This is a genomic window from Aeromonas veronii (assembly GCA_041319085.1).
GTDB classification, from domain to species: domain Bacteria; phylum Pseudomonadota; class Gammaproteobacteria; order Enterobacterales; family Aeromonadaceae; genus Aeromonas; species Aeromonas veronii_F.
Genome location: CP101033.1, coordinates 3,289,426 through 3,306,181 on the forward strand (window position 1 = coordinate 3,289,426; position 16,756 = coordinate 3,306,181).

Here is a 16,756-nt window from a genome sequence, read left to right on the forward strand (position 1 = left end):
AACGCTCACAATGGCTTGGCAACCAGCAGGGTATGACCTGGCCCCGGAATGTCGTGATCCTCCTCGACATGAAACTCCGCCTCTCGCAGACACTGATAGAACTCCTTGGAGTGGTAGAAGCGGCTGTTGCCATTGGCCAGACAAGTAAAGTAGAGGGAGGTGGCATTGAGGCTGAAACTCGCCGCCTCGAACGGCTGCCGATCCCAGAACAGATCCAGGATACACAACCTCGCCCCCTTCTTCATACTGCTCCTGATCCGCCGCAGCATGGCGACAATCTCATCATGGCTGAAGCAATCGAGGAACTGGCTCATCCACCAGATGTCCGCCTCGCCGGGCAGCACTTGCTCCGACAACAGATTGACAGGATACCCGTGCACCCGTTCGGCCAGCCCTGCGGCCCGGATCTGCTCGCTGGCCATGGCAATCTGCTCTGGTAGATCGAGAATGGTCACCTGCAACTCGGAGCTGCGTCGAGCGCACGAGATAGCCCATTTGCCGGTGTTCCCCCCCAAATCGTAGATGTGGCTCGGCTCATATCCGAGCACCAGATCCTGCGCTTGCTTAAACGCCCAGTCTGAATAGAAGTGATCGAAGCGAAACCAGCTGCTTCGTGCCGGCTCCGGCAGATCCTTCAGGTGGGCATAGATATTTGACCAGTCACCAAACTCCTTGAGCCCGGCAGGCGTACCGCTTTCGATGGCCTGTTGCAGATGGGCAAGCGGCTTGTAACAGACGTGTTGAACAAAATCCATGTTGACCCGGGTCATGGGGTCGCTCAGCAGATAGTGGCCCACCTTGTCCAGCAGGTAACACTCCCCGTTGAGGTGGCAGATACCGCCACCCAACCCCATATCGAGCAGTACGCTGACCGCATACTCGGTCAAGCCGGTCGCCTCGGCGATCTGCGTTGCCGTCGCGCCCTGCCGCTCTTTGGCAAGAAATGCCAGAATACCAAATTCGCGCAAACTCCAGGCTGCCTGAAACAGCATGGGAGCAAACGCGATACGCTGGGCCTGGCTGATGGCATCCAGTGCGTTATAACGATCCGACTGATAGTGATTCAAAATACACCAACCTTACTTGTAACTGCTGGCGCGATTCAGTTCGAGTTGAATGGCCTGTTTCAGACTGTTAATCCAACGGTTGTCATTACGGTGGATTTTCCCTTTACCTTTGCCATCCCAATTGATACTGATCAAATAATTAATGGAATAGTTGGTCGTGTTATTAAGGAGTGCTGATATTGGCCAGATGCTGACGAACTTGAATATAGCCAGTAATTAATCATGAGTGTTCTTAACGCATCACCCACTTTTTATTGACGCAGACATTAATAATCGTTTAAGAAATTATCTGTCACTCTCTACCTTATAACGACAGGCGCTAAGATTGCTCGGCACCGAACGAATTGTCATATGCTCATGATCGGTTGGGTGGTGGAACAGCTAGCAACCGGTGCTAAGATAAACGCTACAAAAATATACTTTTGCACTTTCATTTCATTAACCTTTACACTGTGACAGCTACTAAAAATCACCGTAATAAAACAATAAAAAACGTAAGCTTTCAATAAATAAAATAATTTGAATTAACTTTGTATTGCGCATATTGGCATGCATACACATTCCCTCTAGCCATCAAGGAAAAGAATGGTAATATGCGACCCCTATCTCAGAATTCTTAACCGGAGCTGAATCGACTTTTTCTGGGCCCGGTTACATCTCCCCAAGTATCACTGTCGTTAGCGCATCAAGGTCGTCTCGTGCACAGAATACCCACTTTTTCCATCGCTGAAAGCCACGCCCTCGCTCCGGGCATGTCGACCCGGGAGCAGTGGCTGACATGGGCGAAAGATGGCTTCTGGCTGCCACCGACAACCGTTGTGACACCCCATATTCCCATGATGGTAGCGCGGCGTATGAGCCTGGGTGGACGCTTGGCCGTCGAGCTGGCACTGACCATGATGGAGCGGCATCCCCTTGATGCCGCCGTGTTTGCCAGCCGCCATGGGGAGCTCGAACGCTCCATCACCCTGCTGCAGGCGCTGGCGGCACAGCGCGCCCTCTCCCCCACGGATTTCTCTCAATCGGTACACAATACGTCGGCGGGTCTGGCCTCCATTCAGGGGCAGCAGACCATACCTATGAGTTCGCTGGCATCCGGTGAGGGCAGCTTTGCCGCTGCCTTGCAGGAGGCTATCGGCATGTTGGCCGATGGTCTGCAAAAGGTGCTGGTGGTGGCATTTGAAGGTCATATCCCGCCATTTTCCCAACCCTGGCTTGCCCATGAGCTGCCGCCACGCGCCGTGGCACTGGTGTTGGCAAAAGGTGGGGAGTGGCAGGGATGCAGGACGACAACTTCTGTCCCACCAGAGACGGATGGCGCATTATCGTGCTGGCGTGCCCAACTGATGGGGTTATCGCAATTCACGATATTTGATGGGCGGCAGGGGTGGTTATGGCAACGCACCTGAACCGGTTGTGGCGATTACTGGGCACTATGCTGGGTTTTAGTCTGTTTGGCTGCGGCGGAATATGGCTGACACTGTTCTGGTTCCCTTTGCTTAGCCTGTTTTTTCATGGTGAAATGCGCCGCCGCTGGGCTCAGGGTTCGATTCGTCACTCCTTTCGCCTCTTTATGCGTTTTTTAAAGATGATGGGGGTGCTTGATTATCGGGTCGAGGATATTCCCGCCAACCTGGAAGGTACTTTGGTCTTGGCGAATCACCCCAGCCTGCTTGATTATGTGTTGCTGGCTTCTGAGATGCCAAACTGTGATTGCATCGTCAAAGAAGCGCTGTGGCGTAATCCATTTGTTGCCGGCGTTGTGCGCGCCGCCGACTATATTCCCAACGTGGCTGCCGAGCGGTTATTGCCATTATGTATCGAGCGGATCCGGCAAGGGGGGATATTGCTGATATTTCCCGAAGGCACTCGCACCACCCCAGGAGCCCCCCTGCGCCTGCAACGCGGTGCGGCGCAGCTGGCGGTGCGCAGTGGCGCCAGGTTGCAGCCGGTTAGCATCCACTGCTCGGCCAGATTTCTGACCAAGCAGCACAAGTGGTTTCACGTACCCGAACACAAGCCGGTGTTTACCGTCCAGTTTTTGCCCCAGTGTCAGGCGCAGGATCTGGTCCCGGCACACGAGGCCCCTTCACTGGCGGCCCGTCATCTGACTCACTATTTCACCCGGGTATTGAGCCCGGGCAATCAAGACCCGGTATGGACTCAAGATGCAACAAGCCCTAATTGAAGAGATCAAGCAACTGATTATCGACAGCCTCAATCTGGAAGGCATGACTCCGTCCGAGATTGAGACCGATGCCCCGCTGTTTGGCGATGGCCTCGGCCTCGACTCCATTGATGCGCTGGAGCTGGGCCTCGCGATGAAAGGCCGTTACTGTATCGTGCTCTCCGCTGATGATGAGAACACCCGCCGCCACTTTGCCTCGGTCGCCGCGCTGGCCGCGTTGGTGAAGGCCCAGCAGGAGCGTGCATGATGACCAGAGAGGAGATTTTCAACGAGATCCGCAGTGCTCTGGTCGATCTGTTCGAGATTGATGCCGACGCCGTGACCCTGGATGCCCAGCTCTATCAGCAGTTGGAGCTCGATAGCATTGATGCCATCGATCTGGTGGTGCATCTGCAAAAGCTCACCGGCAAGAAGATCAAGCCGGAAGAGTTCAAATCCGTGCGTACCGTGGCCGATGTGGTGGACGCGGTAGAGCGCCTGCTCGCAGCCTGATGGTGCGTGGTCTCAACCTGCTGGCAGGGGGAGTGCTGCTGCTCTATCCCCTGCTGGTCTATTTCGGTATGACCCGCTGGAGTCACGACTCGCTGGCGCTGTTGCTGTTACCGCTGTTTGCCTTGCGTTTGCTGCCAGGTGGCGCACTGCTGCGCGAATGGTGGTGGGCGGCGCGTCTGGCCAGCGTGGTGGGATTGTCGCTGGTGGTGCTTAGCCTGTGGTTTAAAGCCCATAACTGGTTATTGTTCTATCCGCTGGTGGTTAATCTGACTCTGCTGGCGGTATTTGGCTGGAGTCTGCGCCAGCCCATGACGCTGGTGGAGCGGCTAGCTCGCCTGACCACACCTGACTTGCCGCCACGTGGCGTGCACTATACCCGGCGCGTTACCCAGGTGTGGTGCCTGTTTTTTATCGTCAACGGGACCTTGGCCGCCCTGACCATCCTGCACGGCGATCTTGCGCTGTGGAGTCTCTATAACGGTCTGATTAGCTATGTGCTGATCGGCGTCTTGATGGGGGGAGAGTGGCTTGTGCGCCAACATGTGATGCGGGGAGGGAACGATGACCCTGCTTGATGAGCTGTGGCAGGCTCCGGCCGAGCGGGTGGTGGCCTTTGGCGTTGAGGGCGATCTATCACTGGCCGACTTGCGCTCGGGGGCTCTGCAACTGGCGGCTCGCATGAATGGTGCGGGCGCAACACGTTGGGCGGTCTGTCTGACAGACAGTTACCATTTTTGCCAAGCCTTGCTAGCGTGCGCGCTCACCGGTCACGAGATGATCTTGCCCGGTCACCAGCGCCCTGCTGCCTTGGCAGCCTTACTGGCGCAAGGCGCATTTGATGGCGTGCTGAGCGACGAACCGGTTGACCTCTCCTGTCCGCGGCTGCTGGTCGATGCGTTTGCGCCAGGAGTGCCGTGCTCATTGAGTCAACCTGCTACCGATGTATGGCCACAGCGGTCACTCTCACCCACCATAACGCTCTACACCTCGGGCTCAAGCGGTGATCCCAAGCCTATTAGCAAGCAATGGCGACAACTGGACGCCGAAGTGCGCGTACAGCGCTCCCTGTGGGGTCAGTGCAGTCACGGTGCCCGGCTCTATGCCAGTGTCAGTCACCAGCATATCTACGGTCTGCTGTTTCGTATCCTGCTGCCGCTGGCGCTGGGAATTCCACTGGCACGCCGTCAGACCGATTATCCCGAGCAATTGCAGAGGTGTCACGGCCCCTGGCTGCTGGTCAGTTCACCCGCCTTCTTGTCCCGCCTCGATCCTGCTTTACAGAGCAGTGGTTGCCAACTGCTGCTCTCTTCCGGTGGTCCGCTGGCCTGGCAGGATGCCCGGCAGTGCGCGGCGTTGCTTGGCCAGCGGCCGGTCGAAATCTATGGCAGCAGCGAAACCGGCGGGATTGGCTGGCGCCAGCGTGAACGGGAAGATCAGTGCTGGCATGCGTTTCCCGGTATGCAGCTAAGCTCGGGGGGCGATCAGTTGCTGACGCTGATTTCTCCGTTTTTACCGGACAATACGCCTTGGCTTGGCAGCGATCGCATTGCGCTGGAACAGGGGGGTCAACAGTTTCATCTGCTGGGTCGTCGCGATCGCATTATCAAACTCGAAGAGAAGCGCATCTCGTTGGATGACGTCGAGTTGCGGCTGTTGTCACTGCCCTGGGTAAAAGAGGTGGCAGTGATGCCGCTGGAGCGGGGCGGTCGTCAGGTGCTGGGGGTGGCACTGGTGCCAAGTGCCGAGGGGCAGGCGGATTATGATGCGTTGGGGCATGGCCCCTTCTTACAGGCACTGCGCCAGAGGCTGCGTCCCTGGCTGGAGCCGGTGGCGCTGCCCCGTTCGCTACGGATGTTTAACACTATGCCATTAACCGGTGCTGGCAAACGCGATGGGGTGGCGCTTCGCCATAGCTTTGCTTGCGATATCACCCTGCCGGAGGGCGATGCATGATGAACGCGAGCTTGTTACCCGAGGTGCTGACCTGTCGACCAGATGAATCAGGTGTGCTGCTGACCCTCTACCTTGCACCAGATTTGCCCTGGTTTAGCGGCCATTTTCCCGGTGCCGCGCTGCTGCCGGGCGTCACCCAGCTGCACTGGGCGCTGGCGCTGGCGCGCCGCGAAGGGGTGATTGAGGGCGAATTTGCTGGCATGGATCAGCTTAAATTCCAGCGCCCTTTGCGACCAGGCATGCGCTGCATATTGTCTTTGCAACGCCACGCCGAGGGACGGCTGCGCTTTGAATATCGGCTGTTACAGCCGGATGGTGAGCCGGGCGAACTGGCGAGCAGTGGTCGAGTGAGCCTGACATGAATCCTTGTATTATCATCCCCTGCTACAACCATGCGGCCCCGCTGCGCAACGTGCTCGCGCAGCTTGAAGGCTACCAGCTTCCCTGTTTGCTGGTCGATGATGGCAGTGAGCCGCAAGCGGCTGCGATGCTCGATTCGCTGGCTGCCGAGCATGCCGGCTGGGTCACCTTGCTTCGCCACGAGCGCAATCGTGGCAAAGGTTGCGCCGTAATGACGGCGCTACGGGCCGCCAAGGCGCAGGGATTTAGCCATGCGCTGCAGGTCGATGCCGATGGTCAGCACGATCTGACCCGCTTGCCGGATCTGTTGGCCGAGGCCGAGCAACACCCGACGGCGCTGGTGTCCGGCGCACCCGAATATGATGACTCGGTGCCCAAGGGGCGCCTCTACGGCCGTTATCTCACCCATGTCTGGGTCTGGATTGAGACGCTGTCGCTGGATATTCGCGACAGCATGTGCGGTTTTCGGGTCTATCCGCTGGCCGCGACCTGTGCGCTGTTAGAACAGCGTCATGTTGGCTCAAGAATGGATTTTGATACGGACATCATGGTGAGGCTCTATTGGCGTAAAACGCCAGTCCGCTTTATTCCGGTTCATGTTCATTACCCTGAAAATGGGACCTCTCACTTTGATATGTATCGGGACAACCTGCGCATCTCCTGGATGCACACCCGACTGGTGTTGACCCTGCTTGGTGAAGGCGCTCGCCATCTGCTGCGTTGGCCCAAAGCATGGCTGGCATTGGGGCGCGCCCACTGGTCGCGCACCCCTGAGCGCGGCACCTTGCTGGGGCTGCGCATCATGCTCTGGAGCTACAGTCTGCTCGGTCGCTCCGGCTTCAAGGCCATCTTGCTGCCAGTGATCGCCTATTTCTGGCTGACCGGGCGCAGTCAGCGCCAGGCTTCCCGGGATTATCTGGCGCGCTTGAGCAAACGGGCGGCAGACCTTGGGGTGACCCTGCCCGGGCCGCTTGGCAGCCTGCGCCACTTTCTGCGCTTTGGCGAGGCGGCGCTCGACAAACTGGCCGCCTGGCGCGGTGATATCCGGCTCGATCAGATTGAGCTGGTGGGCCGCGAACACTATCAGGCGGCGCGTGGTCAGGGGGCGTTGATCCTGGGCTCGCACCTAGGCGATTTGGAGCTGTGCCGGGCGCTCGGCCATCAGGAAGGGGCGGTGCGCATCACGGCACTGGTCTTTACCCGGCATGCCGCCCGTTTTAATGCCTTGCTGCAGAAGATCAACCCGCAGGCTGGCCTTAATCTGGTTCAGGTGCAGGAGTTGGGGGCCGATACCGCCATTTTGCTCAAAGAGCGGCTCGATGCCGGCGAGTGGGTGGTGATCGTCGGCGATCGCACCTCGGTGACCCGTGAAAAGCGGGTGGTGTGGGCCGATTTTCTTGGCGCACCAGCGCCGTTCCCGCTCGGGCCATTTGCGCTCTCTGCCGTGCTGGGATGCCCCACCTATCTGATGTTTGGTCTCAAGGAGCAGGGGCGCTTTCGGGTGCACTTCGAGCCGTTTGCTGATGGCCAACCGCTACCCAGAGCCCACCGCCAGCAACTGCTGGAGGCGCGCGTGCGCCATTATGCCGAGCGGTTGGAGGCTCACTGCCTGCAAGCCCCGCTCGACTGGTTCAATTTTTTCGACTTCTGGCATCTGACCGATGAGCAGGACTGAGTAACCCATGCGCGAGATAGTCTTTGGGGCGGCCCCCCTTACGATTGAAGATGTGGTCGCCTTGGCAGAGCGCCGTGCTTTGCCAAGGCTCAATGCCGACCCGGCCTTTCGGGCGCGTATTTCGCGTGGCGCCGATTACCTCGACCGCCTGCTGAGCGAAGAAGGGGTGATCTATGGCGTGACCACCGGTTATGGCGATTCGGTCACCCGCGCCGTGCCGCTCGATCTGGTCGATACCTTGCCGTTGCACCTGACCCGCTTTCACGGTTGTGGCCTTGGCGCCAACCTTGATCTCGCTGCAACGCGGGCGGTGCTGGCGACGCGTCTTAACTCATTGGTGCAGGGGGTATCCGGCGTCAGCATGGGGTTGCTTGAGCGCCTTCACTGGCTGCTGGAGCAAGACCTGCTGCCGCGCATTCCCGAAGAAGGATCGGTGGGAGCCAGCGGCGATCTGACGCCGCTCTCCTACGTCGCTGCAGCCCTGGTGGGTGAGCGTGAGATCTACCGGGATGGTGAGTTGGTTCCGGCGGCAGATCTCTATCATGAGCTGGGCATCACGCCATTGACCCTGCGCCCGAAAGAGGGGCTGGCATTGATGAACGGCACCTCGGTGATGACGGCGCTGGCCTGCCTCGCGTATTCGCGCTGCGATTATCTGATGCGCTTGTCTACCCGCATTACGGCACTGGTGAGTGTGGCGATGGAGGGCAACGCCTTTCACTTTGACGAACGGCTGTTTGCGACCAAGCCCCACCCGGGGCAGCAGCAGATCGCCGCCTGGCTGCGCGCCGATCTGCAGAGCGGCGAGCTGCCGCATCACAGCAACCGGCTGCAGGATCGCTACTCCCTGCGCTGCGCCCCTCACGTCATTGGCGTGGTGGCCGACAGCTTGCCCTGGTGGCGTGCCCTGATTGAAAACGAGCTCAACAGCGCCAATGACAATCCTCTGATCGACGGTGAGGGGGAGCATGTGATGCACGGCGGCCATTTCTATGGTGGCCATATCGCCATGGCCATGGACAGTATGAAGATCGCCGTAGCCAATCTGGCGGATTTGCTCGATCGTCAGTTGGCCCAGCTGGTTGATAGCAAGTTCAATCAGGGGCTGCCGAGCAACCTCTCAGGCGCAAGCGCCGAGCGCCGCTTTATTAACCACGGTTTTAAAGCCGTGCAGATTGGCACCTCGGCCTGGACGGCAGAGGCACTAAAACACACCATGCCGGCCAGCGTATTTTCACGCTCCACCGAGTGCCACAATCAGGACAAGGTAAGCATGGGCACCATTGCCGCCCGCGATGCGCTGCGGGTGTTGACCCTGACCGAGCAGGTGGCCGCCGCCAGCTTGTTAGCTGCCGTGCAGGGAGTTGAGTTACGCCTTGCTCTGCAGGGCGCTGCCGCCCAGCCCTTGAGTCCGGCGCTGACCAATATGGTGGCAGCGGTGCGCCGCGATCACCCCTTCTTGCAGGAAGACCGTCCACTTGAGGCCGAATTGCGCGCCTTGCTGGCCCGCCTGCAAGCACGCCACTACCCGCTGTTTGATGAGGTGTCCCATGTCTGAGTCCTGGCAGCTAAGCGCCGAGGTGGATGTCACCATCCCGTTTCACGACGTGGACATGATGGCCGTTGCCTGGCATGGCCACTATCTACGTTATGTCGAGCTGGCGCGCTGCGCGCTGCTCGATCGCATCGATTACAACTATCCGCAGATGGAGGCCTCCGGCTATCTCTGGCCGGTGATCGATGTGCGGATGAAATACATAGCGCCGCTGCGTTTTGGCCAGAGCGTGCGGGTGCGTGCCACCCTGGCGGAGTATCAGAATCGCCTCAAGATCGACTATCTGCTGTTTGACCCGGCAACCGGCCAGCGCACCAGCAAGGGGTACACGGTGCAGGTAGCGGTCAGCAAGCAGAGCGGCGAGATGTGCCTCGCCTCGCCCCAAGTGCTGCTCGACAAGCTGGGAGTGAGCGAATGATCGCCCGCTTCCCCCTTCTGCTGCTGGCCCTGCTCTCCTGGCCAACGCTGGCAATCACCCTGGCCGACGTGCAGCAACAGCTCACGGCGGCCGATTCACGCAGCGCCCATTTCGAGCAGGAGCGCCAGGTAAGCGGCCTTACTCAGGCGCTGCGATCCAGCGGTGAACTGCTGTTGGTGAAGGGCAAGGGGCTCTGGTGGCAGCAGCAGAAACCCTTCCCCCTGACCCTGACCCTCACGCCAACGCGCATGGTGCAGCAGCTTCCCGGTCAACCGGCCCAAACCCTCGACAGCCCGCAGCTGCTGGAATTCAGCAACCTGATGCTGGCCCTGTTCGACCCGAGCGAAGCGGCGCTGGATAACTACTTTCGCCACACGCTCACCAACGAGGGCGAGGAGTGGACCCTGACCCTCACGCCCATCCGCTCGCCCCTCGACAAGGTCTTCGCCAGTCTGGTGCTCAAGGGGCGTCACCAGCTCGCCTCGCTCGCCATCCATGACAAGCAGGGGGATGTTACCCTGATCCGCTTTGTTGACTGGCAGCTTAAAACCCGGCCCCTGAGTGCCGAGGAGCAAGCCCGTTTTGATGCTCACTGAGAAACAGTGGCGCCTGCTGGGGCGCGGGTGGCTGCTGCTCTGCGTGGCGGTCTGCCTTGTCCTGGCGCTGGCCCTGCCCCGCGCCCGCTTCAATACCAGCGTGATGGATCTGCTGCCCAAGGAGGAGCACCAGCAGTGGCATCCTGAGCTTCGGGCCGGACTGCTCGCCAACCTCGACCGGCAACTGGTGTGGCTGGTGAGCCTGCCCGCTGGCAAAGATGGCGAAGCCGCCGCGACCGAGTGGAGCAAGCAGCTGGCCGGTATCAACTCGCTGGAACATCTGAAGATGGCCCAGCCGACCCTCGCCGGCGCCTGGCAGGTCTACATGCGGCAGATGGCGTGGCAACACCTCACGCCAAGCGCGCGGGCACGGCTGGCCAGCGGTCCCGAGGGGTGGAGCCAGTGGGTACTGGGGCAGATCTACTCCCCCTTCGGCGGCGTCTCGCGCGCCGAGTGGCAGGCCGATCCCCTGCTGCTGACCCGCGCCGCGGTACTGGAGCAGAAGAGTCCGATGCAGCTGGACGAAAAGGGCTGGCTCAGCAGCACCGGGGCGGATGGCCGCCGCTGGTATATGGTGCGGGCCGAACTCAACCTCTCTGCCTTCGACATGGGGCGCAACCGCCAACTGCTCAGCGAGCTGACTGCGGCCGAGCAGCAGTTACGCCAGCACTATCCGGGCGTTGAGCTGCTGCGCCGCGGCACTCTCTTCTACAGCCAGCACGCCAGCTCGCTCGCCGAGCAGGATATCTCGACCATCGGGTTGGGCTCTCTGGTCGGCGTCATCGTGCTGATCTGGCTGGCATTTCGTTCGGTGCGGGCCCTGCTGCTCTCCCTGCTGCCGCTGGCGATGGGGATGTTGTGGGGGCTCGGCGCCGTCCTGCTGGTGTTTGGCGAGATCCACGTCTTCACCCTGGTGATCAGCTCAAGCCTCATCGGCATCTCTATCGACTATGCCATCCACTTCCTGAGCGAGCGGCGCCTGCATGGCCACGAGACACCGGCGCAAACCCGCACCCACCTGCTGCCGGGGCTGAGTCTGGCGCTGCTCACCACCCTGATCGGCTATGCCCTGCTCTGGCTCGCCCCCTTCCCGGGGCTGCAGCAGCTTGCCATCTGCGCGCTGGCAGGCTTACTGGCCGCCTTCCTGACCGTGTTGCTGATCTTCCCCTACTGGCTGGGCGAGCTGCCGCAGCGGGCCTTGCCTATACGCCACTGGCAGGTGCGCTGGATTGCGGCCTGGCAGCGCCCGGGGGGCCTGCGCCGCTGGCTACCGCTATTGATGCTGGCGATCAGCGCCATCGGCATCAGCCGCCTCGCGGTCGATGACGATATCCAGAAGCTGCAACCCCTGCCCCACGAGCTGCAGGCGCAGGAGCGCCAGATCCAGCAACTGACTGGCCAGCAGGGCGGTATGACCGGCTATCTGGTGGTGGGCAGTGATGGCGAGCAGGCCCTCACCCGGCTCGAAACGCTGGCCGACCAGCTTGAGCTGGCCCGCCAGCACAAGGTGCTCGACCAGTTTGTTGCCATCAGTCAGTGGATCCCCTCGAAGGCCCGCCAACAGGCGGATCATCAGGCCATTATGGCGCTGCAACCTGGCGTCATTAGCGCGCTCAAGGCCGCCGGCGTACCGGTGGAGGCCAGCGCTCGGCCCCTGGATCTGCTGACCCCCGATGCGTGGCTAACCAGCCCGGTCAGCGAAGGGAGCCGTCTGCTCTGGTACGCCCTGCCCGATGGCCGGGCCGGGATCTGGGTGCCACTGGCCGGCATTCACGATGCCGCCGCACTGGCCCGGCTGGCCAACGAGTATGACGGGGTTATCTGGCAGGATCAGCGCAGCCAGTGGAGCCAGCTCTTTGCCGATTATCGCCTCAAGCTCGCCGAGCTGCTGCTGGTCGCGGTGGTGTTGGTGATGGGGCTGCTCTGGCATCGCATCGGCTGGCGCCGGACGCTACGCATCCTGCTGGTCAACGGGCTGGCCATCGCCATGGGGCTGGCGCTGCTCGGCTTCAGTGCTCAGCCGCTCACTCTCTTTGGCGTGCTGGCGCTCAGCCTTATCTTTGGCATCGGCATCGATTACGGGCTCTTCTTCGCCCACTGCGGCAACGAACCAGCTCGTCAGCAGTCGGCCCTGCTCGCCATCTTGCTGGCGCACCTCACCACCCTGCTGGCCTTCGGCCTGCTGGCGCTCAGCAGCACCCCCGCCATCGCCGGTTTCGGGATAGTGCTGAGCGGCGGGATCTTCACCGCGTTTCTGTTATCGCCCATGGTGCTGGCCCCACGGCCGGCTGCGGAGTCATGATGAGATACTGGTTTTCCCTGTTGTTGGTCGTGCTGGCAGGTTGTAGCAGTTCGCCGCGCCCTGAAGCCTTTATGGCACCGGGCGTGGCCATGTCACTGCCGGCCCCCCAGCGCACCGAACCGCTCAACCGCCAGCAGTTGCTGATCGCCAGCGTCCAGGGCAAGCAGTATCAGCTGCTCACCGCACTGGAGGCCGGCCAGCAGGGCATTACCCTGGTCGGACTGATGCCGACCGGGGCGCGCCTGTTCAAGGTGCAATACGACCAGCGCGGCATTCACAGTGAGCGGCTGATCCCCCTGCCCGGCAACGCCCTGCCCCCGCCGGCTCAGGTGCTGGCCGATGTGATGCTCTGCTACTGGCCGCTGGCCGAGTGGCAATCCCGTCTGCCGGCGGGCTGGCAGCTGATCGATGAGGGGGATGTTCGCCGCCTCACCGACCCTGCCGGCGTGCTGGTCACCGAGATCCGCTATCAGCACTGGCAAGGCCAGCGCGAGCCGGTTAGCCTGACCCAGCACCGCTTTGGCTATCGCCTGCAACTGGAGAATCTGGCGCCATGACCCTCTATATTCACGCCTACAGCCTCATTAACGCCCTCGGCCGTGGCAAGGAGGAGGTGAGTACCGCCCTCGAGGCGTGGCGCACCCATGGCGCCAGCCCGCTCGATGGCGAGCGCTGGACGCTGGTCGATGGCCGCACCTCGCCGGTTGGCCGGGTGCGCCATTCACTGCCGGCGGTGACGTTGCCCCCCTACGACTCGCGCAACAACCGGCTGCTGCTTGCGACGCTGGCCGATATCGCAGACGAAGTGAACTCTGCTATCGCCCGTGTCGGCCCGCAGCGGGTGGCACTGGTGCTCGGCACCAGTACCTCCGGCATCGGCGAGGCCGAGGTTGCCGTTGCGGCGAATGAACGTGGCGAGACGCTGCCACCGCAGTTTGACTACGTGCAGCAGGAGCTCGGCTCACCCTCGCTGTTTCTTGCCTCCCATCTCGGCATTGAAGGGCCCGCGATGACCATCTCGACCGCCTGCTCCTCGAGTGCCCGTGCCTTTATCACTGCCCGCCGCCTGCTGGCCAGCGGTCAGGCCGATGTGGCGCTGGTCGGTGGCGCCGACTCGCTATGTGGCCTCACCCTCAACGGTTTTGACAGTCTCGAGTCCTTGAGCGAACAGCGCTGCCACTCGTTTGCCGCCGGGCGCGACGGCATCAACATCGGCGAAGGGGCGGCCCTGTTTCTGGTGAGCCTGGAGCCTGCTCCGCTTGCCCTGCTGGGGGATGGAGAGTCATCGGATGCCTGGCATATCTCGGCGCCGCACCCGCAAGGGGAAGGTGCCGAGCGGGCGATGCGGATGGCGCTGACCCGTGCCGGCCTTGAGGCTGACCAGATCGGCTACGTCAACGCCCACGGCACCGCCACCCGCCTCAACGATGAGATGGAGAGCCGCGCGCTGGCGCGCCTCTTCCCGAACAAGGTGCCGGTCAGCTCGACCAAGGTGCTGACCGGCCACACCCTCGGGGCGGCCGGCGCGACCGAAGCGGCGCTCTGCTGCCTGCTGATCGAACGTGGCCTGCCGCTGCCACCGCAGGGTGAATTAGCCGATCCGGCACTGGCCCCCATCTCTCTTGTGCAAGAGCAGGGGCCGGTCGATATCATCATGTCCAACTCGTTTGCCTTTGGTGGCAACAACGTCAGCCTGATTTTTGGCAAAGAGGCATCATGACTTTTCCTCCCATAGCACAACTGCTTCCCCATCGCGCCCCCATGCTGTTGCTCGAACGCGTCACGGCACATGACGAGCAGAGTGTCTGCTGCGAAACGGTGGTGGGAGCACGGCAGGCGCTGCTGCTCGATGACAACGGCGATCTGCCCGGCTGGTGTGGCATCGAGCTGATGGCGCAAACCATCGCCGCCTGGGCGGGCATGCAGGCACATCATCATCAAGAGCCGGTGCGGATCGGCATGCTGCTCGGAACCCGCAAATACCAGAGCCAGCTGCCCGTCTTTACCGCTGGCAGCCTGCTGCGCATCAAGGCCCACTGCCTGCTGCAGGATGCCGGGATGGCCAGCTTTGAATGCAGCATCTGGCTTGGGGATCGCGAGTGTGCCAGAGCCCGCCTGAGCACTTATCAGCCCACCGAGGCGCAACTGACGGATTTACTGGAGCAGAAACAATGAACTCGACCGTACTGGTAAGCGGTGCCAGCAAGGGGATTGGCCGTGCCATCGCCCTCAAGCTGGCGGCCGACGGTTTCACCGTGGTCGTCCACTACCACAGCGACCAGCAGGGGGCGCAGGCGACCCTCGCCGAGATCACCGCCCAGGGTGGCAATGGCCGCCTCATCCAGTTCGATATCGGCGATCGTGCGCTGTGCCGCGAACGCCTTGAAGCCGACATCGAGCAGCACGGCGCTTACTACGGCGTGGTCTGCAATGCCGGTATCGTGCGTGACGGCGCCTTCCCGGCGCTCACCGACGACGAGTGGGATGATGTCATCCATACCAACCTCGACGGTTTCTACAACCTGCTCAAGCCCTGCATCATGCCGATGATCGGGCTGCGCCGCGGCGGGCGTATCGTTACCCTTTCATCGGTCTCCGGCATCATGGGCAACCGTGGCCAGGTCAACTACAGCGCCTCCAAGGCCGGCCTTATCGGCGCGACCAAGGCGCTGGCACTGGAGCTCGCCAAACGGCGGATAACCGTCAACTGCGTGGCGCCCGGCCTTATCGACACCGGCATAGTCAGCCCGGAAGTAGAGAGCGAAGCGCTCAAGATGATCCCCCTCAAACGCATGGGGCAAGCAGAGGAGGTGGCCGGTCTGGTCTCCTACCTGATGTCCGACATCGCCGGCTATGTGACCCGGCAAGTAATTTCCATCAACGGAGGCCTGATATGAATCGACGGGTCGTAGTCACCGGCATGGCCGGTGTGACCGCCTTTGGCAACGACTGGGCCAGCGTCAAAGCGCGCCTGCAGGCAGGACGTAACGCCGTGGTCACCATGCACGAGTGGGGCGTCTATGACGGGCTCAACACCCGGCTGGCCGCGCCGATCCGCGACTTTGCCCTGCCAGCCCACTATCCGCGCAAGAAGACTCGGGCCATGGGGCGAGTCTCCGAGATGTCGACCGTGGCCTCCGAGCTGGCACTGGAACAGGCGAAGTTGCTGAATGAACCGGTGCTCAGCGATGGCCGCACCGGTATCGCCTATGGCTCCTCCACCGGCAGCACGGCGCCCATCAGCGCCTTTGGCGCCATGCTCAACGACAAGACCACCGCCAACATCACCGCCACTACCTATGTGCAGATGATGCCGCATACGACGGCAGTCAATACCGGTCTCTTCTTCGGCCTGCGTGGCCGGGTCATCCCTACCTCCAGCGCCTGCACCTCGGGCAGCCAGGGGATCGGCTATGCCTACGAGGCGATCCGCCACGGCTATCAGACCGTGATGGTGGCGGGCGGCGCGGAGGAGCTCTGCCCCTCCGAAGCGGTGGTGTTCGACACCCTGTTTGCCACCAGTCAACTCAACGATACCCCCGCGCTTACCCCGCGTCCGTTTGATGCTGCGCGTGATGGTCTGGTGATCGGGGAAGGGGCCGGCACCCTAGTGCTGGAAGAGCTGGAGCATGCCCTCGCCCGCGGTGCTCACATCATCGCCGAGCTGGTCAGTTTTGCCACCAACTGTGATGCGGCCCATGTCACCCAGCCCCAGAGCCAGACCATGCAACTCTGCATGCAGATGGCACTGGATCAGGCGGGGATCAACCCGGAACAGATTGGCTATATCAGCGCCCATGGCACCGCTACCGAGCGGGGTGATATCGCCGAAAGCCAGGCGACCGCCGCCATCTTTGGCGACAGGACCCCCATCTCCTCCCTCAAGAGCTACTTTGGCCATACCCTGGGGGCCTGTGGTGCCATCGAAGCCTGGTTGTCGCTTGAGATGCTGCACGACGGCTGGTTTGCGCCGACCCTTAATCTGGCCAATCCGGACCCAGCCTGTGCGCCCCTCGACCACATCACAGGCAAAGGGCGACAGCTGGAGATCGAGTACCTGATGTCCAACAACTTCGCCTTTGGCGGTATCAACACCTCGCTGATCTTTCGCCGCTGGCACGATGAAGCAAACTAGGTAGCATCGCAGCGA

The 16,756-nt window shown here is 61.5% G+C and carries 18 protein-coding genes; 17 read left to right on the plus strand and 1 reads right to left on the minus strand.

Annotated features, from left to right (window positions below):
- Positions 1–5: 5 nt before the first annotated feature.
- The gene (locus NMD14_15535) at positions 6–1,067 is read right to left on the minus strand and encodes an SAM-dependent methyltransferase (GenBank protein ID XEI32156.1); all 1,062 of its coding nucleotides are present in this window, start codon (positions 1,065–1,067) and stop codon (positions 6–8) included.
- 698 nt (positions 1,068–1,765) lie between these two features.
- Between NMD14_15535 and NMD14_15540 the strand changes: the two genes are divergently transcribed.
- Genes NMD14_15540 through NMD14_15620 form a run of 17 tightly spaced genes read left to right on the plus strand, consistent with a single transcriptional unit; the run spans position 1,766 to position 16,741 of the window.
- Positions 1,766–2,476 carry a beta-ketoacyl synthase chain length factor gene (locus NMD14_15540; GenBank protein XEI32157.1) on the plus strand — a complete coding sequence of 237 codons (711 nt, stop codon included), beginning with the start codon at positions 1,766–1,768 and terminating at the stop codon, positions 2,474–2,476.
- Positions 2,461–3,255: a 1-acyl-sn-glycerol-3-phosphate acyltransferase gene (locus NMD14_15545; GenBank protein XEI32158.1), complete on the plus strand. Its 795-nt coding sequence runs from the start codon at positions 2,461–2,463 to the stop codon at positions 3,253–3,255. Before NMD14_15540 ends, NMD14_15545 begins: the two co-directional genes overlap by 16 nt.
- On the plus strand, positions 3,236–3,502 hold the full coding sequence (locus NMD14_15550) for a phosphopantetheine-binding protein (GenBank protein XEI32159.1): 267 nt from the start codon (positions 3,236–3,238) through the stop codon (positions 3,500–3,502). The genes NMD14_15545 and NMD14_15550 overlap by 20 nt, the downstream gene beginning before the upstream one ends.
- Complete coding sequence (locus NMD14_15555) at positions 3,502–3,747, plus strand: acyl carrier protein (protein XEI34780.1); 246 nt, start codon at positions 3,502–3,504, stop codon at positions 3,745–3,747. The genes NMD14_15550 and NMD14_15555 overlap by 1 nt, the downstream gene beginning before the upstream one ends.
- Positions 3,747–4,322: a hypothetical protein gene (locus NMD14_15560; protein XEI32160.1), complete on the plus strand. Its 576-nt coding sequence runs from the start codon at positions 3,747–3,749 to the stop codon at positions 4,320–4,322. The genes NMD14_15555 and NMD14_15560 overlap by 1 nt, the downstream gene beginning before the upstream one ends.
- Positions 4,309–5,700: an AMP-binding protein gene (locus NMD14_15565; protein XEI32161.1), complete on the plus strand. Its 1,392-nt coding sequence runs from the start codon at positions 4,309–4,311 to the stop codon at positions 5,698–5,700. Before NMD14_15560 ends, NMD14_15565 begins: the two co-directional genes overlap by 14 nt.
- Complete coding sequence (locus NMD14_15570; GenBank protein XEI32162.1) at positions 5,697–6,062, plus strand: hydroxymyristoyl-ACP dehydratase; 366 nt, start codon at positions 5,697–5,699, stop codon at positions 6,060–6,062. The genes NMD14_15565 and NMD14_15570 overlap by 4 nt, the downstream gene beginning before the upstream one ends.
- Positions 6,059–7,735 carry a glycosyltransferase family 2 protein gene (locus tag NMD14_15575; protein ID XEI32163.1) on the plus strand — a complete coding sequence of 559 codons (1,677 nt, stop codon included), beginning with the start codon at positions 6,059–6,061 and terminating at the stop codon, positions 7,733–7,735. Before NMD14_15570 ends, NMD14_15575 begins: the two co-directional genes overlap by 4 nt.
- Positions 7,736–7,742: 7 nt before the next feature.
- Entirely contained in the window at positions 7,743–9,293 is a 1,551-nt protein-coding gene (locus NMD14_15580; protein ID XEI32164.1) for an aromatic amino acid ammonia-lyase, read from the plus strand.
- Positions 9,286–9,708 (plus strand): acyl-CoA thioesterase, encoded by a 423-nt coding sequence (locus NMD14_15585; protein ID XEI32165.1) that lies wholly within the window; start codon positions 9,286–9,288, stop codon positions 9,706–9,708. Before NMD14_15580 ends, NMD14_15585 begins: the two co-directional genes overlap by 8 nt.
- Complete coding sequence (locus NMD14_15590; GenBank protein XEI34781.1) at positions 9,708–10,304, plus strand: outer membrane lipoprotein carrier protein LolA; 597 nt, start codon at positions 9,708–9,710, stop codon at positions 10,302–10,304. Before NMD14_15585 ends, NMD14_15590 begins: the two co-directional genes overlap by 1 nt.
- A complete protein-coding gene (locus NMD14_15595) occupies positions 10,294–12,606 on the plus strand; it encodes an MMPL family transporter (protein ID XEI32166.1) in 2,313 nt (770 codons plus the stop codon). Before NMD14_15590 ends, NMD14_15595 begins: the two co-directional genes overlap by 11 nt.
- On the plus strand, positions 12,606–13,163 hold the full coding sequence (locus NMD14_15600) for a DUF3261 domain-containing protein (protein ID XEI32167.1): 558 nt from the start codon (positions 12,606–12,608) through the stop codon (positions 13,161–13,163). The genes NMD14_15595 and NMD14_15600 overlap by 1 nt, the downstream gene beginning before the upstream one ends.
- The gene (locus NMD14_15605) at positions 13,160–14,326 is read left to right on the plus strand and encodes a beta-ketoacyl-[acyl-carrier-protein] synthase family protein (protein ID XEI32168.1); all 1,167 of its coding nucleotides are present in this window, start codon (positions 13,160–13,162) and stop codon (positions 14,324–14,326) included. The genes NMD14_15600 and NMD14_15605 overlap by 4 nt, the downstream gene beginning before the upstream one ends.
- Positions 14,323–14,781: a hotdog family protein gene (locus NMD14_15610; protein XEI32169.1), complete on the plus strand. Its 459-nt coding sequence runs from the start codon at positions 14,323–14,325 to the stop codon at positions 14,779–14,781. Before NMD14_15605 ends, NMD14_15610 begins: the two co-directional genes overlap by 4 nt.
- A complete protein-coding gene (locus NMD14_15615; GenBank protein XEI32170.1) occupies positions 14,778–15,503 on the plus strand; it encodes a 3-ketoacyl-ACP reductase FabG2 in 726 nt (241 codons plus the stop codon). Before NMD14_15610 ends, NMD14_15615 begins: the two co-directional genes overlap by 4 nt.
- Positions 15,500–16,741, plus strand: a complete 1,242-nt coding sequence (locus NMD14_15620; protein ID XEI32171.1) for a beta-ketoacyl-ACP synthase — start codon at positions 15,500–15,502, stop codon at positions 16,739–16,741. Before NMD14_15615 ends, NMD14_15620 begins: the two co-directional genes overlap by 4 nt.
- Positions 16,742–16,756 lie beyond the last annotated feature (15 nt).